This window comes from Bacillus cereus group sp. MYBK227-1 (assembly GCF_051916325.1).
In the GTDB taxonomy this organism is placed as follows: Bacteria; Bacillota; Bacilli; order Bacillales; family Bacillaceae_G; genus Bacillus_A; species Bacillus_A cereus.
In genome coordinates this window covers 622,951-647,745 of sequence record NZ_JBQAGK010000001.1, presented here as the reverse complement: position 1 = coordinate 647,745, position 24,795 = coordinate 622,951, and the positions used below count along the sequence as shown (strand labels likewise).

Here is a 24,795-nt window from a genome sequence, read left to right as displayed (position 1 = left end):
TGGTACCACCTCAATTGGATTGATAAATCCCACTTGTTCAAGTACAGGAATAATTCCGATACTCTATCCTTTTAACGGCGGAACCCGGGTTGCCTACTACAATGTTCAACATACCTCTCGCAAGCCCATTCTGTATATTTTATCGTACCGGGCTCCCACCTAACCCCAGCTCTCTGAACGCATCAAATATACGTACTCTTCTTGCTCATCGATTTCATCTATTGAAGTTACTTGTGATTATAAATTATATTTTTATATTTGTAAAGCGCACTTTATCTTTTATTATTTTAAAACCTTTTCCTCTAACTCACGTAAAAAACTTTCTCTTTTCCCCTCATTTTGCACATATACTGATTTCAACACTTCTTGGAGCAATATATTTCGTTCCCTCTTTTCTAACTGTAAATCTTTTAACTTCAACCTTACTTCATATAAAAAATCTAAATACGATTCATATGTCTCATCATATTTATTTGCAATATCATCTCGAATTTTTTTTGCGAGCTTCGGGCTCGCTCCCCCAGTAGAAACTGCTATATTAAGTAAACCACGATGAATCGCTGCCGGAAAATGAACATTACCACTTTCCGGATTTGTAATAACATTTACTAATTGATTCTCAGCGGCATCTTCAGCAACTTGTTCATTTAATATTGAATCACTACTCGCTGCAACAACTAAAAAAGCACTTTTAATATCACTTTTTTCATATTCTCTTTGATACCAACGAATTTTCTTTTCTTCCACAAGTTTTACTAAATTCGCATCTAATTCTGGACTTATCACAACTATATCCGCACCCTGTTTGAGTAAAGGAATAATTTTAAATCCTGCAACTTTTCCCCCGCCAATAACAACAACGCGTTTCTCATTAACTCGCACTGTAAGTGGATACATACTGATCTCCTTTCAATAACTCCGTCGTTTTCTGAATTAACATATCTTGAAACGCTTCATTCTTCCCTAAATATGGACTAATTTTTATCTCTTCCACTTCATATTGGCGCACTTCTTTCTCAATATGTTTCATAAGTAAACCTGTAAATAACAAGTAAGGCAGTACAACGATGTTCTTTTCTTTTCGTTCTACAACTTCCTTTAACTTCTCCTCAAATTTTGGCTCTGCAGCCGCTAAATAACAAACTTCTACTTTTTTAACCTTCTCTTTTGTTTGAAATAAAGAGGCAATCCAGTTTATATCTCTTAATACTTCAGGATCACTGCTCCCTCTTGCAACAAGAAGTAACGTCACTTCATTTTTATCTTCCTGTTCGATGCCACTTCCGCTATACACCGATTTAACAAGTGTTTCTGATACACCAAACGGATTACCATAGGTAACTTTAACATCCGAAAATTGATTAGTTAACTTTTCCAATTCAAAAGGGATATCTTTTTTTACATGACCTGCCGCTAATAAAAAAACAGGGATAGCAATAATCTCAGTGGCCCCACGCTTCACACATGTACGAAAACCATCTTCAATAGAAGGATTCGCTAACTCTAAAAAACAAACTTCTTGAATAGTCGCTTCTATACGGCTCATGCACGATGTAATAAATTGAATCGCCTCTTCTTTCGCTGTCTTCAAACGACTTCCATGACATATATATAAGACGGCTTTCATTTTACAACACTCCACTTACTTGATAAGCATTTTCTGTCTGCTTCTCAAACCAATGAATTTTTTCTCTAAAACGGACAACCTCTCCAATTACAATCATACTCGGATTTTGAATTTGCTCTTTTTTCGCAACATCTACAATTGTCCCTAACGTTCCAACAACTGTGCGTTGCATAGACGTCGTCCCCTGCTCAATAATAGCAGCTGGCGTACTTTTATCTTTTCCATGCTTCATAAGTTGCTCACATATGTAGGGCAAATTACTAACCCCCATATATACCGCTAAAGTCTCTACACCTTTCGCTAAACTTTTCCATTTCACTTCTTCTTCAGCACCTTCTTTCCTATGCCCAGTCACAATAGCAAAACTTGCACTTGCATCACGGTGCGTCACTGGAATACCAGCATAAGCAGGTGCAGCTATTCCAGATGAAATACCTGGGACGATTTCAAATGGTACACCTTGCTTTGCTAATGCTTCCGCTTCTTCTCCCCCTCTACCAAATACAAATGGATCGCCGCCCTTAAGCCTCGTTACAACTTTCCCTTTTTTCGCATACTTAATAAGAAATGTATTAATTGTTTCTTGCTTCATCGTGTGATAATTCGGGAGTTTCCCGCAATAAATTAAATCCGCGTCAGGCTTTGCGTATGAAAGCAGCTCTTTATTCACAAGTCGGTCGTATAAAATAACATCTGCCTTCTCAATACATTTCAACCCTTTAACAGTAATTAAATCTGGATCGCCAGGACCCGCTCCAACAATATAAACCTTCCCCATCATCTCTCCTCATTTCTACTATTAAAATGAAACTTCCATTCGTATATAAGAATGGAAGTTTTTATTTTTTCGTATTACTGATCTCTACTCATGGATAACAAATGCCCCACCTTTTCGAATCTTCTTTTTTTCAAACAAAGAAATCTCTTTTACCTCTGGCAACGGTAAAAAATGCTTTTCAAGCTCAATCTCCGCAAGCTTAAATGCCTGTTCTTCACTTTGAGCAACAACAACAATCGGAACAATACTATTTACTAACACAGCTTCAAATCGATATAAATCCATATCGTCCCTCCTAAGACGCTATTACTTCTTCTAGCACGTTATTTAACGCTATTTGTAATGTATCTACACCAACACGACCTACAAAATCATAAAATGTTTCGGCTGGTAATTTATTCTCTTTGAAATAACTTATAAATGATGCGAGTACATCAGGTAAATCCTCGCCATCTATTTTTCCTTTTAACTTTTGATTGTAGGCACCGCCATCTAACAACGTTCCACCTACATATATCTCAAATGCTTCAACAATTCCCTTTTCCTTCGTTTTCATTTTCACCCCTTGTAACCCAATGTCAGCAATTTGACGTTGACCACATGAATTTGGGCAGCCTACCATATGAATTCGAACTGGAACATCGAGTGCAATTTGTGTATCTAAGTATTCTGCAATTTTTCGTAATCTTTCTTTCGTTTCTACTAGTGCAAGATTACAATATTCAATACCGGTACATGAAACCGCATGACCAATAAATGATTTTGGGCTTGCAGATATCGCTTCAAACAACGGTTCACTAAGTAATCCTTTTACATTTTCCGGAGGAACGTTCGGAATAATGAAATTTTGTGAATTACATGTACGAATTTGTCCATTTCCATATTGCTTTGCGATTCTTGCAATCTCAAACATTTCTTCTGCATGTAAACGACCTACCGGTACATTAAAACCTACATATTTTAATCCCTTTTGTTTTTGGTCTTGAACACCATAAAAATAGCCTGCATTCCATCCTTTGAGTGCACTTTCCCCTTTACTTTGTAAAGGCCCTGTATACTCTATTAGTTTCTCTTTAAATTTCTCTGCTCCCCAGTCCGCAACAAGAAATTTCAACCGAGCTAAATGACGTTTTTCACGATATCCAAAATCACGGAATATAGTAGCAATCGCAATCGCCACCGCCTTCACTTCTTCTGGTAAAACGAATACATCTAATTCATCAGCTAAATACGGTCGAGCTGATAATCCTCCACCTACTTTTATATGAAAACCAACTTTTTTCTCACCATCTATTTCTTTCGTTGCAGGCGTAAATGCAACACAGTTAATTTCTGCGTTTGCTGAATTATAAATATTAGAACTAATAGACATTTTAAATTTACGTGGCAAGTTAGAAAACTCTTCATTATGTTGGAAGTAATCATATACTTCTTTTACAATATGCGTTGTATCGAATAGTTCATTTGCATCAATGCCAGCAAGCGGATTACCTGTAATATTCCGCGTTATATCACCACAAGCCCCCGCTGAAGATAACCCAACTCTTGCTAATCTTTTAAAAATATCTGGAATTTGCTGAATTTCTAACCAGTGAAACTGAATCGCCTGTCTCGTCGTAATATCTATTACATTACGTCCATAATCTTCAGCAATAGAAGCAAGTACTTCTGCCTGTGCATTTGTAATAATCCCTGACGGAATATTTACCCGCATCATAAAATAACCAGCTTCTTTCGGTCTTTGTAAATACAAGCCTGCCCATTTAAAGGCATCCCACTCTTCTTTCGGAATAGATTCGAAACCATTTTCCGCATAGTAAGGAATATCATTAAAAATTTCTAAGCCATCTTTTTCTAATTTATTTTTCTCGGTCTGATTTAATTTTTCATTGTTAGCCCATACTTTTTCATAACTCATTGTTTATCCCCCTATATAAAACTACGCTCTTGTAAGTACTTCACGATTTGTTCTGCACATTCTTCAATAGAATATTTGTGCGTTTCTACAATTAATTCCGCTTGCTCTGGCTCTTCATAAGGCGAATCAATACCTGTGAAATCCTTAATATCACCTTTTCTTGCCTTTTTATAAAGTCCTTTCGGATCACGTTTCTCACACTCTTCAATCGGACACTTCACAAAAATTTCAATAAATTCATCTGCCGCTAATAAATCTCTTACTTGTTTGCGGTCTACTCGAAATGGTGAAATAAATGCTGTAAGGACAACTGCTCCTTGGTCTACAAATAACTTTGCCACTTCGCCAATACGTCTTATATTTTCCATGCGATCACTTTCAGAAAATCCTAAGTCTTTATTTAAACCGTGGCGAATGTTATCCCCATCCAGCACATAATTTCCAATATTCTTTTCAAACAGTTTACGAGCGACCGCATTCGCTACTGTAGATTTACCCGAAGCTGATAAACCAGTAAACCAAATTACAAAACTATGATGTCCATTCTTCACTCTTCTCTCATCTTTTGAAACCGAAGCTGTATGCCAAGTAATATTCGTATCCATCTCGTTCTCTCCCTATTCTGTTACTACTTCTTTTTTCAAGCCTTTAATTAGCACTTCCACTACTTCTTTACGACTAAATGTACTTGGCGGAATCTCACCGTTTCTTAATAATTCTCTTACTTTCGTACCCGATAAAATAACATGATCTTCTTTTCCGTGCGGACATGTTTTCGTTGAAGCCATCGCTTCACATTTCGTGCAGTAAAAACTATGCTCAAAGAATAGTGGTGTAATTCCTAACTCTTCTATCGTAAAATTTGTGAAGATTTCTTGCGCTTCATACGTTCCGTAATAATCTCCTACTCCAGCATGATCACGCCCTACTATAAAGTGGGTACATCCAAAATTCTTTCTTACTAACGCATGAAATATCGCTTCCCTTGGCCCTGCGTAACGCATGGCAGCAGGAAATACACTTAAAAAGACACGATTTTTCGGATAATAGTTTTGAAGAAGTACTTCATAGCTTTCCATTCTTACATCAGCAGGAATATCATCCGATTTCGTTTCTCCAACGAGCGGATTTAAAAAGAGACCATCTACAATTTCAAGAGCAGATTTTTGAATATACTCATGGGCACGATGTACCGGGTTTCTCGTTTGAAATCCGACCACTGTTTTCCACCCACGTTTTTTAAATGCTTCCCTCGTTTCAATTGGGTCTAAATGATAAGAAGGAAATTGATTATTTTCAAAGCGTTTTGTTAGAATAATAGTTCCTCCAACGTAAACGTTTGGTCGTTCATATAATTTTTTCACTCCTGGATGAGCCTCATCCGTTGTTTTATATACAAGTAACGCTTCTTTTTCTTTATCTGGTACAAAAATATCTTCTATTTGAATGACACCGTATATATTTCCATTGTTGACAAGCTTTACTTCCTCTCCAGCCTTCAGGCTTTCTGCGACTTTTTCTGTTACCGGTAATGTAATTGGTATACTCCACACACTACCATTTGCTAAACGAAGCGTTTCTACAACAGAATCATAATCTTCCTTCCCTAAAAAACCAGTAAGGGGGCTATATCCACCTGTCGCCAATAGTTCTAAATCACTTAACGCAATATTGTCTAATTTAATTTCTTTTTCAATTTGTGATACGTCATATGTCTCATCTATACGGTTTACTAATTCGTTTACTATGCTCATTTTTCTATATCCTCTCTTAGCTTTATTTCAAGATTCATCTTATTGGTAATGAAGACCACATTCAGTTTTCACTTTTCCAGCCCATCTACCATCTCTTGAATCGCCACCATCCCCTACAGGTAACGTACATTTCTCACACCCAATACTTGGATAGCCAACATCATGCAACGGGTTATACGGCAAGCTATGTTTGTATACATATCGCCAAACTTCTTTCCACGTCCAATGAATGAGTGGACAAACTTTAATAGATTGAAAACGATGATCTTGATTTATAAACTTTGTATGCTTACGTGTTTCTGATTGTTCCCTTCTTAAGCCCGATATCCATGCTTTTTCCACGACTAATGATTTTTCTAAAGGTAAAATTTTTCTAATCTTACAACAAAGATTCGGATTGCTCTCCCACAGTTTTTCACCATGCAACTTCGCCTGTTCATCAAGTGTAAGTTCTGGCTGTTTTTCTATAATATTCAATGAAGGAAATCGTTCCCGCACTTTTTGAATTAATTCATACGTTTCTTGAAAATGAACATTTGTATCCAAAAATACAACTTTAGCAGATGGATTTACTTGGTTTATAATGTGCAGCAATACCATACCTTCCACCCCAAAGCTACATGCGTAGACAACCTCATCTTTATATTCTTTATAAGCCCAATTTAATACTGATAACGCACCTTTTGTTTCATCTTCTTCCGAAAACGAAACAACATTTTCTTCCCACGTTTCATACGTCAACATGTTTTTTCCCCCTGTAAAAGCAAAAAGACGGTTTTAACCTAATGAAAATAGGTTAAAACCGCCTCTAGTTTTTCTAGTCAGCGCTTTTCACTTTAAACGTACTTTTTCACTTTTCTCTAACTGAATTACTTTTCCATCTTGCACAACAATTGTAATTGAACCATATTTCATATCAACAAGCATCGCTTCAATCTTCTCGGATACTTCATCAAAATGTTCCCGTACACTCACGCGAACAGCCCCCCCTTTTTTATTCATAAAAAAAATCTTTCCCATTTCGAAAAGACTGTTCGGTAATATATTTTACCTTATCTTTCAAAATGGATCCCATTTTGCTGGATTTAGCACCTTGCTTTCTATAAGCAGGTTGCCGAGCTTCTTCGGGCCAGTTCCCTCCGCTTCTCTTGATAAGCTTTGTATTTGTATTTTATCACAATTCTGATTTTTTTCAATCCTAGTTTTCCGATATATTTTAATTATTTTATTTTATAAAAAAGGAATTGCCCATTCGAACAACTCCTTTTCCTATTTAGACAAGCTCTTTAATACGTATGCGATCGTTCCCAATAATATTTTCATATGTTTCGCGTTCCACAACTACTTGCGATGTTCCGCCTTTTGCAAAGACAACGGCTGGTCTTCGAATCCGATTGTAATTATTCGCCATCGAGTACCCGTATGCTCCTGTACAGGAAACTGCTAGTAAATCAGAAGCAGCGACTTTCGGTAAATGAATATCCCAAATCAACATGTCTCCACTCTCACAGCATTTCCCGGCAATCGAAACGAGTTCCTCATTCTCATCATTCGCTCGATTCGCTAACATCGCTTCATAACGCGCATTATATAAAGCAGGTCTTAAATTATCTGTCATTCCACCATCGACTGATACATATTTCCGAATACCAGGAATATCTTTCACAGATCCAACTGTATAAATTGTTGTCCCAGCATCACCTACAATGCTACGGCCTGGCTCAATCCATATTTCTGGCAATGGATATTCACATACAGTAAATTGTTCTCTCACTGCACTTGTTACAGCTCGCACATATGTCTCAAGAGTTAATGGTGTATCTGACTCTGTGTAACGTATTCCAAATCCCCCGCCTACATTTAACACTTTTACTACATAGTTTGTTTGCTCTCTCACTTCTTCTAAAAATTGGCGAAGAACTTCAATTGCTCGAACAAAACCAGCTGTTTCAAATATTTGCGACCCAATATGTGAATGGATCCCTAGCACATTATAATTGGATTTTTGTAAAGCCAATCCAATTGCCTGCATTGCTTGACCATTTGAAACACCAAATCCAAATTTCGAATCATCCTGACCTGTTGTAATATATTCATGTGTGTGCGCCTCTACTCCAGGCGTTACACGAATTAATATGTTCACAAATTTCCCATGTTGCATCGCTAAATCGTGTAAAACTTCTAATTCAAAGAAATTATCTACGACAAAACAACCGATATTCGCCTGAAGAGCCATCACTATTTCTTCTTCTGTTTTATTATTTCCATGAAAATGAATACGTGATGCCGGAAATCCTGCTTGGAGCGCAGTATATAATTCTCCCCCAGAAACAACGTCTAATGACATATTCTCTTCACGAGCTACTCGGCACATCTCCATGCACAAGAACGCCTTGCTTGCATATGCTACTTGATAAGAGAAACCACTTTCTTTAAAAGCACGATGAAATGCTCGGCATTTTCCTCGAATAGACTCTTCATCGTATACATAAAGTGGTGTTCCGTATTGCTTTGCTAGCTGCGTCGTATCGCACCCTCCAATTTCTAAGTGTCCTTGCCCATTAATTCGGCTTGTGCCGTGTAAATACATTTAAATTCCTCCCTTATTTCCTCTAAAACTCATAACCCCAATCTTCTATTCATTGCAGCACGCTTTTAGATAGACAAAAAACGCGCGGAACAATGTTCACACGCGTTTCTTATTAGGAAAAATATATATTGAAAAAATAAACGAGTTGTTATCTCCTCAAAATAAGAAACCGCATCAACATCTCCAAATAGCTCTCCATAAAATAAATCTTATGACAGTACTACATTTATTCAATGCAGTCCCAATATATGAATAAGATGGTTATTCTTATATTTCGGCAATAGTCCCTTTCAACCTATGATCACAGATTCCATTAAATCTCCCATAGCTTACTCTTTCCTATCGCGGCCTCTACCTTTGAGAGTAGATGAGGTAAGTCTATTTAATTTTCAAACATCTAATTGTTGCTATTAACAATACCAAAGGACCATTTTATTTGTCAAACAATTTTTTATATTGTTTTTTCACAGTTTAGTTTCGTATCATTTGGTAAGCGCTTTACTGAAATCTTTGTCACTTCCCATTCGCCTTCTTCGTTATTAAATGTAATCGTTACCTTCTCAAATGGTGGAGCAATTTTCCCAGCAACACGTTCATACTTTGTCACTTCAATACTTGCTTGAAATAAATATGTACCGCTATACACTTTTTTTAAACTAATAATTTTAGGACATTGATAAGGTTTCAAACTTCCATATTGTTTTTCAATTGCTTTATTTATTTTTGGAAATAAAACAGAATAAAGTGCATCTTCCATAAGAGGTGCATCATATTGGGCTACCGACACACTCGGTGAAGTAAAAAGTATAACACTACTGCATGCTATAAAATATAATAATTTTCGCATTATAACCTCCGTATTATCACGCGATTCTTTCTGCGTACGATAATTATCATACATAGAAATTCTGTTTTATTGTCTCCCACCACTCTTTTTCTACTCGATTATTATAAAAAAGCCCACAACCTTCTTTTATTTTCGTATAATGATACTCATAGTATAATAATCATAATAACAAAGGACTGTTCGTATATATAAAATGAGTCGTTAAGCAAACTGACTCACAAGAACTGTCATGCTTTTTAGGAGAGGAGTATATTATGCTACAACATCTGTTTCCAAAACTGCGATTTGCACTCGTTGCAGTCGTTTTACTATGGATTAAAACATATATTGTGTACAAGCTAGCATTTGATATTAAAATTGATAATTTCTTTGAAGAATTCATGCTTTTTATCAATCCACTAGCTGCGTTACTTTTATTTTTCGGCTTAGCTTTACTTGCATCTAAGCACCGAAACCGAATTACAATTGGAATCAGTTTTATACTGTCATTTATTTTATTTGGAAACGCAATGTTTTATGGGTTCTATAACGATTTCGTTACTTTCCCGGTTTTATTCCAAACAAACAATATGGCTGATTTAGGGACAAGTATAAAAGAACTCTTTACGTACAAAACATTACTTTTATTTGCAGATGCAATTATTTTAATGTTTATTTCACGTAAATTCCCATCATTTGGCGACAAAACACCACTTTCCCGCTCAGAGAAGCGAACTTTCTTTAGCGGTGTAACAGCTTTATTAGCACTACAAATTGTTGTATCAGTTATTTATAAACCACAAATGTTCTCGCGCTCATTTGACCGTCAAACTGTCGTGAAGAATTTAGGTTTATACACATACCATCTATTTGATATTACGCTTCAATCCAAGTCTTCAGCTGAGCGTGTATTTGCAAGTGGGGATGGGTTTTCTGAAATTAAAAACTATACAGACTCAAAAGACAAACAAGTTGATAAAAACTTATTTGGAGCTGCAAAAGGTAAAAATGTAATTTTAATTTCAATGGAATCTACACAAAACTTTGTTATTAATAAAAAAATAAATGGAAAAGAAATTACACCATTTTTAAATGAATTTATTAAGGATAGTTTCTATTTCGATAACTTCTATCATCAAACTGGACAAGGCAAAACTTCTGATGCTGAATTTATCGTTGAAAACTCACTTTATCCGCTAGATCGTGGTTCTGTATTCTTTACTCATGCAACAAATGAATACACAGCGACACCAGAACAATTAAAGAAATACGGATATTCTTCTGCCGTCTTCCATTCAAACGATAAAACGTTTTGGAATCGGGATGTAATGTATCCTGCGCTTGGATATGATCGTTATTTTAATTTAAATGATTACGCAGGAACGGAGCAAATGTCTGTCGGTTGGGGATTAAAAGATAAAGAGTTCTTTGAACAATCTATTCCAAAGTTAAAATCTTTACCGCAACCGTTCTATACAAAATTTATTACATTAACAAATCATTTTCCGTTTCTTCTAAATCCGGAAGATCAATATGTTGATGAATTCAACTCGGAAAGTGGTGTTGTAAACCGCTACTTCCCAACTGTTCGTTACACAGATGAAGCTCTTAAATTATTTATTCAACAATTAAAAGAAGAAGGATTATATGATAATTCCGTTATTGTCATTTATGGTGATCATTACGGTATTTCCGAAAACCATAACGCAGCTATGGCACAGTTCCTAGGAAAAGATACTATTACACCATTCGATTCTATGCAATTACAACGAGTCCCTCTTATTATTCATGTGCCTGGCCAAGAAGGAAAAGTTGTTTCTAAAGTATCCGGTCAAATTGATATTAAGCCAACGCTCCTTCATTTACTTGGTATTAAAACAAATAAATCCGTTGAATTTGGAACTGACTTATTTATTAAAGAGAAAGACCCGCTTATGGTAATGCGTGATGGTAGCTTTGTTTCTGAAGAGTATGTTTATACAAAAAATATGTGCTACAAAAGAAGTACGGGTGAAGAAGCTGACATGACGTTATGTCAGCCGTATATTGAAAAAGCAAAAACAGAATTAAAACTCTCCGATAAATTAATTTATGGAGATTTATTACGCTTCGATCCTAATAATCGATATAAAACCGGAACGATGACAACGAAATTTGAATAGTAAAGGAAGCAACTTCATACAAGTTGCTTCCTCTTTTTATTTTCACTTAATTTTGGAACCATCCTTCTATGAAATCTTTCACAAATTGGTAATTTCTTTCGTATGAGGAATAAATTTATGGTATGATAAAATAAGTAAACTTTCATACACTAATTAAGAATTTATTACAGAAAGCAAGGGATCAGATTTTGTATAGAGCAGCTATTCCAAACTTATTTACGCTCGGAAATTTATATAGCGGATTTTTATCAATCGGCTATGCATCTTTAGGATATTATAAATCAGCTGCTATTTTAGTACTTATCGGGATGATGTTAGATAGTCTTGATGGTCGTGTTGCTCGTTTATTACGTGTTGATTCACAAATGGGAAAAGAGCTCGACTCGCTTGCAGATGTCGTAACATTTGGTGCAGCACCAGCTGTTTTAATGTATTACACATCTTTCTCAAACTACGGAATCATCGGATTATACATAGCGGGATTATTCCCTCTTTTCGGAGCATATCGTTTAGCACGATTTAATGTAACACCATCTTCTACTTCAATGAAATATTTCACTGGAGTACCGATTACAGCAGCGGGAGGGCTTGTTGCTTTCTTAACATTATTTTCACATACCATTCCAAAAATCGTTCTTATTACCGTATTTGTAACGTTCGCATTTTTAATGGTGAGCCGCATTCGTATCCCAAGTTTAAAAGATGTACCAATTCCACGATATAGCATCATTATTACACTATTTTTAGTTGGAATCATTATTACAATGTATCAAACAGGATTTGGAAATTTTTCTGTTTTCTTATTCATTGCCATTCCACTATATATTTTGTACATGTTATCTCAATTCATTAGACAAAGACCGTCTAAAAAAGCCAATAAAGAAAAATAAGAAAACCTTCCGAGTCCGGAAGGTTTCTTTTTATTTTGTAACTAATACCTTTTGATTTACAGGTGTTACTGGCTCTTCGCCGTTTAATACAGCTAAAATATTTCTGACAGCCATTTCAGCCATCGCATCACGAGTTTCAAATGTTGCATTCCCTACGTGTGGAGCAAGTACTACATTCTTTAATTCTTTTAGCTCTTCTGTAATTTTCGGTTCAAATTCAAACACGTCAAGAGCTGCTCCTTCAATTTCATTCGTTTTTAATGCATGAGCAAGTGCTGCTTCATTCATAATTGGTCCACGTGAAGCATTTACAATATACGCTGTTTTCTTCATCATTTTAAACTGCTCTTCATCAATCATATGATGTAATTTCGGATTATAAGCACAGTTAATTGTAATAAAGTCTGCTGTTTGTAATAATTCTTCCAACGTCACATACGTTGCTCCCAGTTCACTTTCAGCTTCAAGCTTACGATTTGGCCCTGTATATAAAACATCCATTCCAAATGCTTTCGCACGTTTTGCAACAGCCTTCCCGATTTCTCCAAGACCTATAATTCCGATTGTCTTACCATGGACTTCTCGTCCTAAGAAAAATAACGGTGCCCATCCGTTAAATCCAGTCGTACGACATAACGTATCCCCTTCAGGAATTCTACGCGCCGCTGCTAAAAGAAGTGCAAATGTTAATTCTGCAGTCGCTTCCGTTGATACTTTCGGTGTATTCGTAACTGCAATTCCTTTTTCGCCCGCATACGTGTAATCAATATTGTCGTAACCAGCACCATAGTTTGCAACAATCTTTAAATGAGGCGCTGCATCAATAACTTCTTTTGGCACCTTTGTCGAAAGTAAACTTAACAATGCATCTTTATCTTTTACACGCTCTGTTAATTCATCTATAGAAATTAACTCCTCTTTATTGTACATTTCTACATTATGATCTTTTAATAGTTCTAATCCAATTTCCGGAATTTTTCCCGCTACTAATATTTTTGCCACTACTAACACCTCTTCTATAGAAAATAAGACATCTCTTATATTTCATTGTAAGAAATCCACATATAAAAACCAAGGAATTTGATTATAGTTTTGAAAATCGACACTTTTCCATGAAAAAAGAGGAGATGCAACTCTCCCCTCTTCTTACGCTTTTTCCTGCGATTCTTTTCCAAGCTTCACATCAATAGTTCCTTCTGCAACCGTATCGCTAATTTGCTCCTCAATAACCGATTGAGATGCAGCATTCGTTTCAGAAGTATAAGCTTGTTGCTGTGCACCTTGTACATTTTGTTTGTTTTGTTGTTTCGCCATTTCTTACCCTCCTTTTCATTCTTTCTTATTTTGAACAAAAAGGACAGTTTTCATCAAAAAATTGCGTTTCATTTTGAATTTGTTACTTCTTCTTCAAGCGACCTCATTACTCTTGCTCGCTTCGTAAATGTTGCAACCTGAGTAACACCGTGAGCTCGTAATGTTTGTATATTTTCTTGTACATAATTCCCTAAATCATTTGGGTAATGGGCATCCGAAGAAATCGTAATTGGAACACCATACTTAGCTAATACTTGTAAATATAGTGGACTTGGGCACATTTCACGAACAGGATAACGATAGTATAATCCTGCATTTATTTCTGTTGCCGTATTCGTTTCTACTAATGCACAGGCAATTTCCTCATAATAAGAAAGCTGTTCATTCTCATCCAATCGATAATTAAATACCTTTATATTATCAAGATGAGCGATAATATCAAATAACTCGGTACGAATCGCACTCTCAACTGTTTTAAAAAACATATCATATAATGCGCGTAGGTCATGCACCTCAAAATATTCTTTCGTATCTGGATTATCAAATCCCCAGCCATTTAGAAAATGAACGGAACCAATTACATAATCAAAGTCTCCTAGCGCTAATAATTCTTTTAACTCTCCTTCACAACCAATAAAATAATCCGCTTCAATTCCAAGTTTAAGTGTGACACCTCTTTTCCCCCATCGTTCTTTCGCCTCTTCAATTGCCTTTGTAAAATCATACAGTGAAACTACCCTTACTTGATCTAACCATTCTTTCTGTATACGACCGAGCTTAGAATCACTAATATCTACATATTTTTCATAATATCCTTTTGCTTCATGAAAACGATATAGATGATCAACAATTCCCACTTCTTTTATTCCTTTTCGCACAGCTTCTTCTAAATATAGATCTATCCATTCTGTTGTAAATGGCCCTTCCTTCACACGCTTTTGCAAACGCTCTTGTGTTTTCATAAGCCAATCAATAGAATGTCTTTCTTGAAGCGGTTCATAACATTCCAACGCTTCATTTATTTTAGCAAGCCATCCTATTGAATACGGTCCTTCTTCTAAGTGAAGATGATAATCTACTTTCATATACATTCCCCCTTATAATGTATCTATTTCCCTTCTATCCCCAACTCTCGAAAGCTTTCCATTTCGTTCTTTCACCTCTCGCATCACATCTTCCAATGCAATATTTTTTTCAGCTAATAAAACGAAACAGTGATAAAATACATCAACCATTTCTTTCACTACTTCTTCTTTATCATTATTTTTACATGCGATAATTACTTCAGCACACTCTTCACCAATCTTCTTTAAAATTTTATCTTCTCCTTTTGAAAATAAATAATTTGTATACGATTCAGGAAGTGGGCTTCCCTTTCGTTCTTCAATTGTTTTATACAGCAACTTAAAGGCATTTTCCATATGTATCCCCCTATATAATTTGATAGTAAAAACATGTCTTCTCTCCCGTATGACAAGCAGGTCCTACTTGTTTCACATTCACAACAATTGAATCTTGATCACAATCTAAATATAAAGATTGCACATATTGAACATTCCCTGATGTTTCCCCCTTATTCCATAACGACTGCCTCGAACGAGAATAAAACCATGTTCTTTTCGTCTCTAACGTTTTTTTATATGCTTCTTCATTCATATAAGCTAGCATTAAAACGTCTTTCGTACCTTCTTCGATGACAATTGCCGGTATTAATCCTTTTGAAAAATTAGGTTTCATAACCGCACCTCAATATTTGCATCTCTTAATTTTCGCTTTACACTCTGCACTGTCGCCTCACCATAATGAAAGATGGATGCCGCTAACGCTGCATCAACCGTTGTCTTTTGAAAAACTTCTATAATATGATCCGTATGACCACAGCCTCCTGATGCGATGACTGGAATAGAAACACTTTTTGAAATTTCTTCTATTAAACGAAGGTCATATCCGCTTTTCGTTCCATCTGCATCCATACTCGTTAACAAAATTTCACCTGCCCCAAGTTTAACAACACGCTTCGCCCATTCTATGGCATCCATTCCTGTGTCAACTCTTCCACCGTTGACATATACGTTCCATTTATCTTCTGCTACTTTTCTAGCATCAATTGCCACGACAATACATTGTGATCCAAAGTGTTCTGCCCCTTCTTCTATTAACTTCGGGTTTCGCACTGCCGCTGAGTTTAGTGAAACTTTGTCTGCCCCAACTCTTAGTAAATTGTACATATCTTTCACACTTGATATCCCCCCGCCAACCGTAAGAGGAATAAATACTTTTGCTGCTGTTTTTTCTACAACATCTATAATCGTTTTTCTTCCTTCATGAGTCGCCGTAATATCTAAAAATACGATTTCATCTGCCCCTGCCTCGTTATATGCTTCAGCTATTTCAACCGGATCACCGACATCTTGTAATCCTATAAAATTTACACCCTTTACGACTCGCCCTTCTTTCACATCTAGACATGGAATAATTCGTTTCGCTAACATAACTTCGTTACCTGTAATACTTCTTCTAAATCAATCGTTTTCTCGTAAAGCGCCTTTCCAATTATGACACCATATATATTCATATCATTTAACTTTTTCACATCTTGAATAGATGCCACTCCTCCAGAGGCGATGAGACGAATGCCCACACTTTTTTGAAGTATCGCTAATTGTTCAAAATTTGGACCTGCAAGCGTCCCGTCTTTCGAAATGTCTGTAAACACAATCGTTTGAACACCTAAACTTTCCATTTGTTTCGCTAAACTAACGTAAGAAATTTCAGATAGATCAAGCCAACCTCTCGTTGCTACGAAACCATTTTTCGCATCAATTCCAACAATGATTTTCTCTTTATATAGACGAACTGCTTCCTCTAAAAATGACTTATCATAAAGAGCTGCTGTTCCTAAAATCACTTTTTCTACACCTGCTGACAATAACTTCTCCACCGTTACAAGTGAACGAATTCCTCCTCCCACTTGCACAGGAATACGTACCGCCTTGCAGATTTTTTCAATGACGGGCAAATTTAAAGACTCGCCAGCAATTGCACCGTCTAAATCAACAATGTGTAGTATTTCCGCTCCAAGCTTTTCAAATATGATCGCCTGCGCTACTGGATCTTCATTCATCACCGTTTCTTTACTAAACTCTCCTTGATAAAGTCTAACGCATCGTCCTTCTTTTAAATCGATAGCTGGGAAGATTTCCATGCTTCTACCACCCCTTGAAAATTTTTTAATATTTGCATGCCAATTTCGCCACTTTTTTCTGGATGAAACTGTGCACCAAATACATTTCCTTTCGCGACAAACCCTGGTACTTGCATTCCATAATCACTTACTCCGCATACAATTTCATCTGGACAATCCGCGTAATATGAGTGAACATAATACACGAAAGAACCATCCACTAATCCATTCCAAAGCGGAAATTCTCTTTCCTTCCTTAATTCATTCCATCCCATATGAGGAATTTTATACGAAACTTTTAACTTACGAATTTCCCCTGGTAGTAAACCTAACCCGCTACAATCTTTTAGTTCCTCACTTCGTTCAAATAAAAGCTGCATGCCCAAACATATACCGAGGAGTGGTTTTCCTATATCACAAACCTCTTTTAGTACACACACTAAATCTCTTTCTTCTAATACGTCCATCGCTTTCGGAAATGCACCTACTCCCGGTAAAATCACGCCATCGCTTCTCAATATCTCTTTTTTATCACTCGTTACAATGTACTCTGCGCCAATATATTTTAATGCTTGCTCAACACTGCGAATATTCCCCATTCCATAATCTATAATGGCAATCAATTACAACATTCCTTTCGTTGAATTTACACCAGTAATGTTAGCATTTTTTTCGACCGCTTCTCTAAGCGCTCTACCAAAAGCTTTAAATAATGCTTCAATTTTGTGATGTGTATTACTTCCGTATAGAACGCGCGCATGTAATGTAATATTGGCAGCATGTGCAACTGCTCTAAAAAATTCTTCCGTCAATTCTGTATCAAAATCCCCGAGCTTCGGATTTGTTAATTCCCCTTGAAATACACAATATGAGCGTCCACTTATATCAATTGCCACAAATCCTAAAGATTCATCCATCGGTACATACGCAGAACCGTAACGATTAATTCCCTCTTTGTTTTGCAATGCTTCTTTCAAGCAATTTCCGAGTACAATTCCAACATCTTCAACGGTGTGATGTGCATCGACAAATACATCACCTTCTGCTTCAACCTGCAATCCAAATCTTCCATGTCTAGCAAATAAAGTAAGCATATGATCGAAAAAACCAACCCCTGTTTGAATAGATACATTTGTACTTTCATCAAGCTGCAAATTTAATTTAATTTTTGTTTCTGTCGTCTCACGTGCTTGACTGGACTGACGCATTATTTTTCCTCCTCAAACCTTATTTGGATTGCTCTCGCATGTGCATGTAACCCTTCTTTATTTGCAAGCTCTACAATATGATGCTGTACATTTTTTAATGCTTCCTCCGTATAAGAAATAAAACTTGATTTTTTCACGAAATCATCGACTGATAACGGAGAAAAGAATCTTGCCGTTCCGCTCGTTGGTAATACATGATTCGGTCCCGCTAAATAATCCCCGAGCGGTTCAGGTGAATATGGCCCAAGGAAAATAGAGCCTGCATGTTTCACATAATCTAGAGCATTCATTGGTTCTTTTATATGTAACTCTAAATGTTCTGGAGCAATTTCATTTGATAACTTTAGCGCCTCCTCTAAAGAAGGAACGATAAAGATGGCTCCATTTCTATTTATTGATTCACGTGCAATTTCACTTCTTGGTAACGTTTCTAACTGTCTTTCTACCTCTTTTTCTACTTCTTTAGCTAGTTCCATATTCGTTGTAATACAAATCGCCGTTGCTCTCTCATCATGCTCTGCTTGCGATAATAAATCCGCTGCGATATATTTTGCATTACCTGTTTCATCCGCGACAACTACAATTTCTGATGGACCAGCAATCATATCGATATTTACTATTCCGTATACTTCTCGTTTCGCTAGAGCGACGTACAAATTTCCCGGTCCAACTATTTTATCCACTTTCGGAATCGATTCCGTCCCGTATGCTAAAGCAGCAATTGCTTGTGCGCCACCTATCGTATAAATTTCATCTACTCCCGCAAGATCTGCAGCAGCTAATATATGTGGATCAATTCCTCCTTTCCTCGGCGGTGTTACCATTACAATCTTTTTCACACCTGCGAGTTTCGCCGGCAATACATTCATTAATACTGAAGAAGGATATGAGGCTGTCCCACCCGGTACATATACACCTACATTTTCTAACGGCCGAATGAGTTGCCCTCTAATTATCCCTTTACTTTCACAATCGAATATTGAGTGCTTCTTTTGCTTTTCGTGATACGAAACAACGTTTTTCTTCGCCTCTTTTAAAGCTTCTAAAAATGAATTCTCTACAAACATACTCGCTTGCTGTATTTCTTCTTCACTTACACGAAAATTTTTCATCTCTACACCATCAAACTTTTTTGTATAGAAAGATAAAGCCTCATCTTTCCCTTCCCTTACATGTCTAATGATTTCTCTTACACTTCTTTGAACAGTTTCTTCTATTATATTGGCGTTTTCTCTTAGCACTTTTATTTTAGATAATGCCTCCTTAAATTCTTCATAAATGATTTCCATTTTAAATCCTCCTATTTCCCTGATAAGATTTCTTGCTCCATCATATTTATAATGCTGAATATTTCGTCTTTTTTAGTTTTTAAGGCTGCCTTATTTACAATCATCCGAGCCGATATAAAGTACATTTCCTCAAATACAATGAGTCCATTCTCTTGTAATGTTTTTCCTGTTTCAACAATATCTACAATCGCATCTGCCAATCCAAGAAGAGGAGCGATTTCTACAGAACCTTCTATCTTAATAATTTCTACATCCTCTCCCTTATCATGAAAATAAGTAGAAGTAATATGGGGGTATTTCGTAGCGATTCTTTTCTTCCGGTAACTCTTCGGATTATACGTAGGAATAGAAGCAACACAAAACTTACAAATCCCCACTCCTAAATCCAGCATTTCATAAATATCTTTCTCGTTTTCCATTAAAATATCTTTTCCAACGATGCCAATATCAGCTACCCCATGTTCTACATAAGTAGCAACATCAACCGCTTTTACTAAAATAAATGAAACATTTGTATTTTCACTTTGAAATACAAGCTTCCGACCTTTATTTTTGAGCTCGGAACAATCAATTCCAATCTGCTCAAAAAGTGGAATGACATGTTTTTCTAATCTTCCTTTCGTTAACGCAATTTGAATGTTACGCATGAAGCCTCTCCTTCTTTCTGGACTACCCATTTCTCATTCCATACATATTCCACTAAGTATTCATTCTTTGCCTCAACGACCGTTCCTATTTTATTTTTTCTTGCAAATTGAAAGGTATCGCTTAAATTAGAGAATAGAGATAACCAAGCATTTTTCCCATCCTTTCGAAGTAAATTTCGTAACCTTTCTGCTTCCGCTAATCTATTTAACTCATAATGAATCACAATATCAATTTGATTTCGTTCATATGGTTCTTGCTGCTCTTGCAGCGCCTTCACAATTTGATTTACTTGTACCGCGAGTCCAACAGCTGGCAGCATTTCTCCAAAATTCCCAATTAGCTCATCGTATCTTCCGCCACTAACGATTTCTTCTCCAATTTCATATATATATCCTTTGAAAATAACACCTGTATAGTAATCTAAGTGTTGAATCATGCCCAAATCAATTGATATGTAAGAACCATATCCTAACGTTTCAATTGTTTCATACATTTCTTTTACTCTTGCAATTGCCATTTTCATTTCATTACTTGAAGCAAGCTTTTCTGCTTCCTCAATAACTTCTAAATTTCCAAATAGCCTTGGCAATTTCTCAAGTAATCTTACTGTCTCATCGCATCGATCTAATTTCTTTTCTCCGATAAAATTTGAGAGGGCTGCATAATTTTTACTTTCTATATACGTTCTAAGTACCCTTTCTTCTTCATCCTGGATGGAGAGTTTTTTTACAATACATTTATATAACTGTACTTGCCCAATCTCAATTGTAAAAGATTGCACCTTCAACTTTTGAAGTGCTTGAATGACACTTATTACACATTCAATTTCAGCTCTTACATTATCAATCCCGATAACTTCAATACCACTTTGTACGATTTCATTATATTTTCCAGAATGGGATTCATTCGCTCGAAATACATTCCCGCTATACGTCACTTTAAGTGGCGTATCCCATCTCTGTGTTCCAATAACTCTCGCTAAAGGAATTGTCATATCTGGACGTAAAACGATAATCCTTCCCTTTTCATCAAAAAATTTATACATCTTCTCTTCATCTATCGGTCTATTTTGAAATGCAAAAACATCATAAAATTCAATTGTAGGTGTTCTTATTTCCTCATAACCTCTCTCTAAAAAAGTAAGCCTTAATTTTTGTTCTACTTCTTCAATTAACGTACATTCTTCGAATAAATAATCTCTCGTTCCATTCGGGTTTGCTCGTTTCCATTTTGTCATCTAAATTTTCACACCTTTCCCCTTCTAATGTATGCCTATTTCATTCCCCTAAGCCGAAAATAAAAAGAGCCTTGTAGACAAAATACCTACAAGGCTCTTCAGTAGAGTGTAGGTACAACGGGAATAACCCTTGTACCTACACGTTTTCACGCTAGGTTCAAGGGCTTCATGTATGATGATGTAGTTGTGTAAGCATTGTAATAGATTTTATTGTATTCATAATACTTACTCCCTTTCTCCTCTGATTTTCACATAGTATATAACAGTTAATTTTGAATGTAAATACATTTTTAATATTCCGTCATTTTTTTAATGTAAAGCCACTTTTCTTTCATACTCTTTTATTTCTTGTTCATATTGCATTGTAATACTAATTTCATCTAAACCATTTAATAACTTCTCTTTCCACATTTTCTCGATCGTAAAATGGAATCTATGCGTATTCGTTGTCATTATTTCATTTTCTAAATCAACTGTAATTTGTTCCCTCGCATCTGTTTTAGCAAGTTGTTCACGCATATCTTTATCCATTACAATCGGTAACATGCCATTCTTCATACAATTCATATAAAAGATATCGGCAAATCCTCCAGCGATAATAACGCGGAAACCATAATCAGCAAGTGCCCATGGAGCATGTTCTCTTGACGAGCCACATCCAAAATTATCACCTGTGATTAATATGCTGGCTCCTTTTCTTTCTTGTGCATTAAGCGGGAAATTAGGGTTTTCTTGGCGATTATTATCATATCGCCACTCATCAAATAAAAACTTCCCAAACCCAGTTCTTTCAATTCTCTTTAAATATTGCTTCGGAATAATTTGATCTGTATCAATGTTATCATTCATCAGTACTGCGGCAGTACCTTTATGAATACGAAATGGCTCCATCATAACTCTCCTTTCTAATATCAACAAAATGACCATATAACGCAGCCGCTGCCGCCATTGCCGGGCTAACTAAATGCGTTCGTGCTCCCTTTCCTTGTCTTCCTTCAAAATTGCGATTGGACGTAGAGGCACAATGTTCTCCTTCAGGCACTTGATCTGGATTCATACCTAGACACATTGAGCATCCGGGCTCTCTCCATTCAAATCCAGCTTCTTCAAATATGCGATGTAATCCTTTATGCATCGCTGCTTCTCTTACCCTTTGAGATCCAGGTACAACAAGTGCTCGCACACCTTCTTTTACTTTTTTACCTTTCACGACAGATGCAGCAATTTCTAAGTCAGAAAGCCTGGAATTTGTACAAGATCCAATGAAAACATGTTGAACTGGAATGTCATACGTACTTTGTCCGGGACTCAATCCCATATAAGAAAACGCTCTTTCATCATTTGCATCATGCTTTTCTGGCAATTTCTCATCGATCCGAACACCCATACTAGGATTTGTTCCCCACGTAACGTACGGCGCTAAATCCGTAACATCTACTAGAATATGTAAATCATAAACTGCATCTAAATCTGTATAAAGTTCTGACCATTTTTCCTTAATAGATTCATAGTCTTTCGGTGCATATTTACGCCCTTTTACGTAAGCAAACGTTTTTTCATCTGGTGCAATAATGCCAGCCTTTGCTCCCCCTTCAATTGCCATATTGCAAAGCGTCATCCTCTCTTCCATATCCATAGCATGAATGGCCTCTCCGTAAAATTCCATTACGTAACCTGTTCCAACTGCTACTCCGTACTTTGAAAGAAGGTGTAAAATAATATCTTTCGCATAGACACCTTGCGGTAACTTTCCTTTTAACTCAATGCCCATCGCTTTCGGCTTTCGTTGCCATAACGTTTGCGTTGCCAATACATGTTCCACTTCACTCGTACCAATACCAAACGCTAGTGCGCCAAAAGCACCGTGTGTTGCTGTATGACTATCACCACAAACAATCGTTTTTCCTGGCTGTGTGAGTCCAAGTTCTGGTCCTATTACATGAACGATCCCTTGCTCTTCATCTCCGATATCCGCTAATGGCACCTGAAATTGTTTACAGTTTTGCCGAAGTGTATCTAGTTGCTGCTTCGCAATGCGGTCGGTAATATTCCAAACATCTTTCGTTGGAATATTATGATCCATCGTTGCAAATGTTAAATCTGGTCTGCGGACTGTTCGATTTGTAAGCCGCAAGCCTTCAAAGGCTTGCGGTGACGTTACTTCATGAACAAGATGTAGATCGATATATAATAAATCCAATCCATTTTCATTAGTCGCAACTACATGTCTTTCCCAAAGCTTATCTAGCAACCTTTTTCCCATTATCTTCCTCTCCCTACTAACGCTTGCTCTTCCATTTCTTGAATAACTGCCTTTGTAAATGAAGTTGTCGTTTCAGTCCCCCCGATATCTGCTGTACATTTCCCTGATTTAAGGACTGCAGAAACTGCTTCTTCAATTGCATCTCCTTCTCTCGTTAATCCGAACGATTGCCCAAGCATCATTGCAACAGAACGCATCATCGCAATTGGATTCGCCTTATTTTTCCCCGCAATATCCGGTGCTGATCCGTGAATAGGCTCATATAATGAAGGTCCCTTTTCAGCGTGACTTGCTGATGGAAGCATTCCTAATGATCCAGCTAATACTGAAGCCTCATCACTTAAAATATCACCAAATAAATTTTCCGTTACAATAACGTCAAATCTTCCTGGATTCCGAATTAATTCCATAGCTGCTGCATCTACTAAAATGTGTTCTACTTCCACATTTGGGTAGCGAAGTGCTACTTCTTCTGTCACAGTTCTCCATAATTTACTAGACTCTAAAACATTCGCTTTATCAATAGATGTTACTTTTTTCTTCCGCTTATTTGCTAATTGAAAAGCATACGAAACGATACGTTCAATTTCATGGCGATGATACGTAAGTGTATCTGTCGCCACTTCTTCCGTTCGCTCTTTCGGATAAGAAAAATAAATTCCGCCTGTTAATTCACGAACGACAACGAAATCAATTTCATCAGCGTTTTTTAATGGTGATAAATGTGCAGTTGCACTTTCTACCGTTACAGGGCGAACATTCGCAAATACACCGAGTCCTTTTCTTAATGCTAATAATCCTTTCTCAGGCCTTTCTTTCGCACTATCCCACCTTGGTCCACCTACTGCGCCAAGTAAAACCGCATCACTCGCTAAACAGGCGGCAAGTGTTCGCTGTGGTAATGGTTGCCCAGTTAAATCGATAGCAATACCACCAAAGTACTCATCTTGCAAATGAAAATGATGTCCATATAGCCTTTCTACCATATGCAATACTTCCTTCGCACTCTCCATTACTTCTGGACCGACACCATCACCAGCTAAACAAACGATACGTTTTTCCATTTTTAACACTCCTTTTAACTGAATTTTCAGAACTTTAATTTGA

28 protein-coding genes, 2 riboswitches and 1 other annotated feature (1 of these 31 only partly in view) are annotated in these 24,795 nt (G+C 36.6%); of the genes, 2 read left to right on the top strand and 26 right to left on the bottom strand.

Annotated features, from left to right (window positions below):
• Positions 1-218, bottom strand: a binding site (T-box leader) (it extends 31 nt beyond the left edge of the window).
• 64 nt (positions 219-282) lie between these two features.
• The 11 genes from ACTFRM_RS03555 to ACTFRM_RS03505 all read right to left on the bottom strand — a co-directional run bounded on the left by ACTFRM_RS03555 (position 283) and on the right by ACTFRM_RS03505 (position 9,514).
• Complete coding sequence (locus ACTFRM_RS03555; RefSeq protein ID WP_000283356.1) at positions 283-897, bottom strand: NAD(P)-binding protein; 615 nt, start codon at positions 895-897, stop codon at positions 283-285.
• A complete protein-coding gene (locus ACTFRM_RS03550; RefSeq protein ID WP_000648887.1) occupies positions 872-1,627 on the bottom strand; it encodes a sirohydrochlorin chelatase in 756 nt (251 codons plus the stop codon). Before ACTFRM_RS03550 ends, ACTFRM_RS03555 begins: the two co-directional genes overlap by 26 nt.
• 1 nt (position 1,628) lies before the next feature.
• Entirely contained in the window at positions 1,629-2,405 is a 777-nt protein-coding gene (cobA, locus tag ACTFRM_RS03545; RefSeq protein ID WP_322372480.1) for a uroporphyrinogen-III C-methyltransferase, read from the bottom strand.
• Between the two features lie 84 nt (positions 2,406-2,489).
• Positions 2,490-2,690, bottom strand: coding sequence for a DUF3906 family protein (locus ACTFRM_RS03540; protein WP_000366914.1), 201 nt, complete (start codon positions 2,688-2,690; stop codon positions 2,490-2,492).
• Between the two features lie 10 nt (positions 2,691-2,700).
• Positions 2,701-4,323: a nitrite/sulfite reductase gene (locus tag ACTFRM_RS03535; protein ID WP_000119621.1), complete on the bottom strand. Its 1,623-nt coding sequence runs from the start codon at positions 4,321-4,323 to the stop codon at positions 2,701-2,703.
• An 11-nt stretch (positions 4,324-4,334) separates the two neighbouring features.
• Positions 4,335-4,928 (bottom strand): adenylyl-sulfate kinase, encoded by a 594-nt coding sequence (cysC, locus tag ACTFRM_RS03530; RefSeq protein WP_000380499.1) that lies wholly within the window; start codon positions 4,926-4,928, stop codon positions 4,335-4,337.
• A 12-nt stretch (positions 4,929-4,940) separates the two neighbouring features.
• Positions 4,941-6,077 carry a sulfate adenylyltransferase gene (sat, locus tag ACTFRM_RS03525; RefSeq protein WP_000029491.1) on the bottom strand — a complete coding sequence of 379 codons (1,137 nt, stop codon included), beginning with the start codon at positions 6,075-6,077 and terminating at the stop codon, positions 4,941-4,943.
• 39 nt (positions 6,078-6,116) lie between these two features.
• Entirely contained in the window at positions 6,117-6,821 is a 705-nt protein-coding gene (locus ACTFRM_RS03520; RefSeq protein WP_000959020.1) for a phosphoadenylyl-sulfate reductase, read from the bottom strand.
• Between the two features lie 87 nt (positions 6,822-6,908).
• Positions 6,909-7,052, bottom strand: a complete 144-nt coding sequence (locus ACTFRM_RS03515; RefSeq protein WP_322372482.1) for a YezD family protein — start codon at positions 7,050-7,052, stop codon at positions 6,909-6,911.
• A gap of 74 nt (positions 7,053-7,126) precedes the next feature.
• A riboswitch (SAM riboswitch) is annotated at positions 7,127-7,235 on the bottom strand.
• Between the two features lie 115 nt (positions 7,236-7,350).
• The gene (gene lysA, locus ACTFRM_RS03510; RefSeq protein ID WP_000280648.1) at positions 7,351-8,667 is read right to left on the bottom strand and encodes a diaminopimelate decarboxylase; all 1,317 of its coding nucleotides are present in this window, start codon (positions 8,665-8,667) and stop codon (positions 7,351-7,353) included.
• Positions 8,668-8,847: 180 nt separating this feature from the next.
• A riboswitch (Lysine riboswitch) is annotated at positions 8,848-9,029 on the bottom strand.
• A gap of 89 nt (positions 9,030-9,118) precedes the next feature.
• Positions 9,119-9,514, bottom strand: coding sequence for a DUF3888 domain-containing protein (locus ACTFRM_RS03505; RefSeq protein ID WP_001228822.1), 396 nt, complete (start codon positions 9,512-9,514; stop codon positions 9,119-9,121).
• Positions 9,515-9,768: 254 nt separating this feature from the next.
• Between ACTFRM_RS03505 and ACTFRM_RS03500 the strand changes: the two genes are divergently transcribed.
• Both ACTFRM_RS03500 and pssA read left to right on the top strand, forming a co-directional pair.
• The gene (locus tag ACTFRM_RS03500) at positions 9,769-11,655 is read left to right on the top strand and encodes an LTA synthase family protein (protein WP_100655215.1); all 1,887 of its coding nucleotides are present in this window, start codon (positions 9,769-9,771) and stop codon (positions 11,653-11,655) included.
• 188 nt (positions 11,656-11,843) lie between these two features.
• The gene (gene pssA / locus ACTFRM_RS03495; protein ID WP_000285417.1) at positions 11,844-12,545 is read left to right on the top strand and encodes a CDP-diacylglycerol--serine O-phosphatidyltransferase; all 702 of its coding nucleotides are present in this window, start codon (positions 11,844-11,846) and stop codon (positions 12,543-12,545) included.
• 30 nt (positions 12,546-12,575) lie between these two features.
• On the opposite strand, the gene ACTFRM_RS03490 is transcribed toward pssA, so the two are convergent.
• From ACTFRM_RS03490 to leuB, 15 genes are all read right to left on the bottom strand, one after another.
• The gene (locus ACTFRM_RS03490; RefSeq protein ID WP_001062858.1) at positions 12,576-13,547 is read right to left on the bottom strand and encodes an NAD(P)-dependent oxidoreductase; all 972 of its coding nucleotides are present in this window, start codon (positions 13,545-13,547) and stop codon (positions 12,576-12,578) included.
• Between the two features lie 144 nt (positions 13,548-13,691).
• Positions 13,692-13,859: a YozQ family protein gene (locus ACTFRM_RS03485; RefSeq protein ID WP_001118878.1), complete on the bottom strand. Its 168-nt coding sequence runs from the start codon at positions 13,857-13,859 to the stop codon at positions 13,692-13,694.
• 68 nt (positions 13,860-13,927) lie between these two features.
• A complete protein-coding gene (locus tag ACTFRM_RS03480) occupies positions 13,928-14,944 on the bottom strand; it encodes a histidinol phosphate phosphatase domain-containing protein (protein ID WP_000861836.1) in 1,017 nt (338 codons plus the stop codon).
• 12 nt (positions 14,945-14,956) lie between these two features.
• A complete protein-coding gene (gene hisE / locus ACTFRM_RS03475) occupies positions 14,957-15,280 on the bottom strand; it encodes a phosphoribosyl-ATP diphosphatase (RefSeq protein ID WP_000426358.1) in 324 nt (107 codons plus the stop codon).
• A 10-nt stretch (positions 15,281-15,290) separates the two neighbouring features.
• Positions 15,291-15,596 carry a phosphoribosyl-AMP cyclohydrolase gene (gene hisI / locus ACTFRM_RS03470; RefSeq protein ID WP_000803957.1) on the bottom strand — a complete coding sequence of 102 codons (306 nt, stop codon included), beginning with the start codon at positions 15,594-15,596 and terminating at the stop codon, positions 15,291-15,293.
• Positions 15,593-16,351 carry an imidazole glycerol phosphate synthase subunit HisF gene (hisF, locus tag ACTFRM_RS03465; RefSeq protein WP_098212758.1) on the bottom strand — a complete coding sequence of 253 codons (759 nt, stop codon included), beginning with the start codon at positions 16,349-16,351 and terminating at the stop codon, positions 15,593-15,595. Before hisF ends, hisI begins: the two co-directional genes overlap by 4 nt.
• Positions 16,345-17,064: a 1-(5-phosphoribosyl)-5-[(5-phosphoribosylamino)methylideneamino]imidazole-4-carboxamide isomerase gene (gene hisA, locus ACTFRM_RS03460; protein ID WP_000402298.1), complete on the bottom strand. Its 720-nt coding sequence runs from the start codon at positions 17,062-17,064 to the stop codon at positions 16,345-16,347. Before hisA ends, hisF begins: the two co-directional genes overlap by 7 nt.
• Entirely contained in the window at positions 17,037-17,666 is a 630-nt protein-coding gene (gene hisH / locus ACTFRM_RS03455) for an imidazole glycerol phosphate synthase subunit HisH (RefSeq protein WP_000560360.1), read from the bottom strand. The genes hisA and hisH overlap by 28 nt, the downstream gene beginning before the upstream one ends.
• A complete protein-coding gene (hisB, locus tag ACTFRM_RS03450; protein WP_001249949.1) occupies positions 17,667-18,251 on the bottom strand; it encodes an imidazoleglycerol-phosphate dehydratase HisB in 585 nt (194 codons plus the stop codon). It abuts the gene before it with no gap.
• Positions 18,251-19,540, bottom strand: coding sequence for a histidinol dehydrogenase (hisD, locus tag ACTFRM_RS03445; RefSeq protein ID WP_000402933.1), 1,290 nt, complete (start codon positions 19,538-19,540; stop codon positions 18,251-18,253). The genes hisB and hisD overlap by 1 nt, the downstream gene beginning before the upstream one ends.
• 11 nt (positions 19,541-19,551) lie before the next feature.
• Positions 19,552-20,187: an ATP phosphoribosyltransferase gene (gene hisG, locus ACTFRM_RS03440; RefSeq protein WP_001244469.1), complete on the bottom strand. Its 636-nt coding sequence runs from the start codon at positions 20,185-20,187 to the stop codon at positions 19,552-19,554.
• The gene (locus tag ACTFRM_RS03435; RefSeq protein ID WP_000170298.1) at positions 20,163-21,425 is read right to left on the bottom strand and encodes an ATP phosphoribosyltransferase regulatory subunit; all 1,263 of its coding nucleotides are present in this window, start codon (positions 21,423-21,425) and stop codon (positions 20,163-20,165) included. Before ACTFRM_RS03435 ends, hisG begins: the two co-directional genes overlap by 25 nt.
• 309 nt (positions 21,426-21,734) lie before the next feature.
• Positions 21,735-22,316 (bottom strand): 3-isopropylmalate dehydratase small subunit, encoded by a 582-nt coding sequence (leuD, locus tag ACTFRM_RS03430; protein ID WP_000433189.1) that lies wholly within the window; start codon positions 22,314-22,316, stop codon positions 21,735-21,737.
• Positions 22,294-23,688 (bottom strand): 3-isopropylmalate dehydratase large subunit, encoded by a 1,395-nt coding sequence (gene leuC, locus ACTFRM_RS03425; RefSeq protein ID WP_000518109.1) that lies wholly within the window; start codon positions 23,686-23,688, stop codon positions 22,294-22,296. The genes leuD and leuC overlap by 23 nt, the downstream gene beginning before the upstream one ends.
• The gene (leuB, locus tag ACTFRM_RS03420) at positions 23,688-24,752 is read right to left on the bottom strand and encodes a 3-isopropylmalate dehydrogenase (RefSeq protein ID WP_000415363.1); all 1,065 of its coding nucleotides are present in this window, start codon (positions 24,750-24,752) and stop codon (positions 23,688-23,690) included. Before leuB ends, leuC begins: the two co-directional genes overlap by 1 nt.
• Between the last annotated feature and the right edge of the window lie 43 nt (positions 24,753-24,795).

Coding starts and splice junctions, on each gene's coding strand:
- ACTFRM_RS03555 (WP_000283356.1), bottom strand. CDS start 897: ATGTATCCACTTACAGTGCGAGTTAATGAGAAACGCGTTGTTGTTATT.
- ACTFRM_RS03550 (WP_000648887.1), bottom strand. CDS start 1,627: ATGAAAGCCGTCTTATATATATGTCATGGAAGTCGTTTGAAGACAGCG.
- cobA (WP_322372480.1), bottom strand. CDS start 2,405: ATGGGGAAGGTTTATATTGTTGGAGCGGGTCCTGGCGATCCAGATTTA.
- ACTFRM_RS03540 (WP_000366914.1), bottom strand. CDS start 2,690: ATGGATTTATATCGATTTGAAGCTGTGTTAGTAAATAGTATTGTTCCG.
- ACTFRM_RS03535 (WP_000119621.1), bottom strand. CDS start 4,323: ATGAGTTATGAAAAAGTATGGGCTAACAATGAAAAATTAAATCAGACC.
- cysC (WP_000380499.1), bottom strand. CDS start 4,928: ATGGATACGAATATTACTTGGCATACAGCTTCGGTTTCAAAAGATGAG.
- sat (WP_000029491.1), bottom strand. CDS start 6,077: ATGAGCATAGTAAACGAATTAGTAAACCGTATAGATGAGACATATGAC.
- ACTFRM_RS03520 (WP_000959020.1), bottom strand. CDS start 6,821: ATGTTGACGTATGAAACGTGGGAAGAAAATGTTGTTTCGTTTTCGGAA.
- lysA (WP_000280648.1), bottom strand. CDS start 8,667: ATGTATTTACACGGCACAAGCCGAATTAATGGGCAAGGACACTTAGAA.
- ACTFRM_RS03505 (WP_001228822.1), bottom strand. CDS start 9,514: ATGCGAAAATTATTATATTTTATAGCATGCAGTAGTGTTATACTTTTT.
- ACTFRM_RS03500 (WP_100655215.1), top strand. CDS start 9,769: ATGCTACAACATCTGTTTCCAAAACTGCGATTTGCACTCGTTGCAGTC.
- ACTFRM_RS03485 (WP_001118878.1), bottom strand. CDS start 13,859: ATGGCGAAACAACAAAACAAACAAAATGTACAAGGTGCACAGCAACAA.
- ACTFRM_RS03480 (WP_000861836.1), bottom strand. CDS start 14,944: ATGAAAGTAGATTATCATCTTCACTTAGAAGAAGGACCGTATTCAATA.
- hisE (WP_000426358.1), bottom strand. CDS start 15,280: ATGGAAAATGCCTTTAAGTTGCTGTATAAAACAATTGAAGAACGAAAG.
- hisI (WP_000803957.1), bottom strand. CDS start 15,596: ATGAAACCTAATTTTTCAAAAGGATTAATACCGGCAATTGTCATCGAA.
- hisF (WP_098212758.1), bottom strand. CDS start 16,351: ATGTTAGCGAAACGAATTATTCCATGTCTAGATGTGAAAGAAGGGCGA.
- hisA (WP_000402298.1), bottom strand. CDS start 17,064: ATGGAAATCTTCCCAGCTATCGATTTAAAAGAAGGACGATGCGTTAGA.
- hisB (WP_001249949.1), bottom strand. CDS start 18,251: ATGCGTCAGTCCAGTCAAGCACGTGAGACGACAGAAACAAAAATTAAA.
- hisD (WP_000402933.1), bottom strand. CDS start 19,540: ATGGAAATCATTTATGAAGAATTTAAGGAGGCATTATCTAAAATAAAA.
- hisG (WP_001244469.1), bottom strand. CDS start 20,187: ATGCGTAACATTCAAATTGCGTTAACGAAAGGAAGATTAGAAAAACAT.
- ACTFRM_RS03435 (WP_000170298.1), bottom strand. CDS start 21,425: ATGACAAAATGGAAACGAGCAAACCCGAATGGAACGAGAGATTATTTA.
- leuD (WP_000433189.1), bottom strand. CDS start 22,316: ATGGAGCCATTTCGTATTCATAAAGGTACTGCCGCAGTACTGATGAAT.
- leuC (WP_000518109.1), bottom strand. CDS start 23,688: ATGGGAAAAAGGTTGCTAGATAAGCTTTGGGAAAGACATGTAGTTGCG.
- leuB (WP_000415363.1), bottom strand. CDS start 24,752: ATGGAAAAACGTATCGTTTGTTTAGCTGGTGATGGTGTCGGTCCAGAA.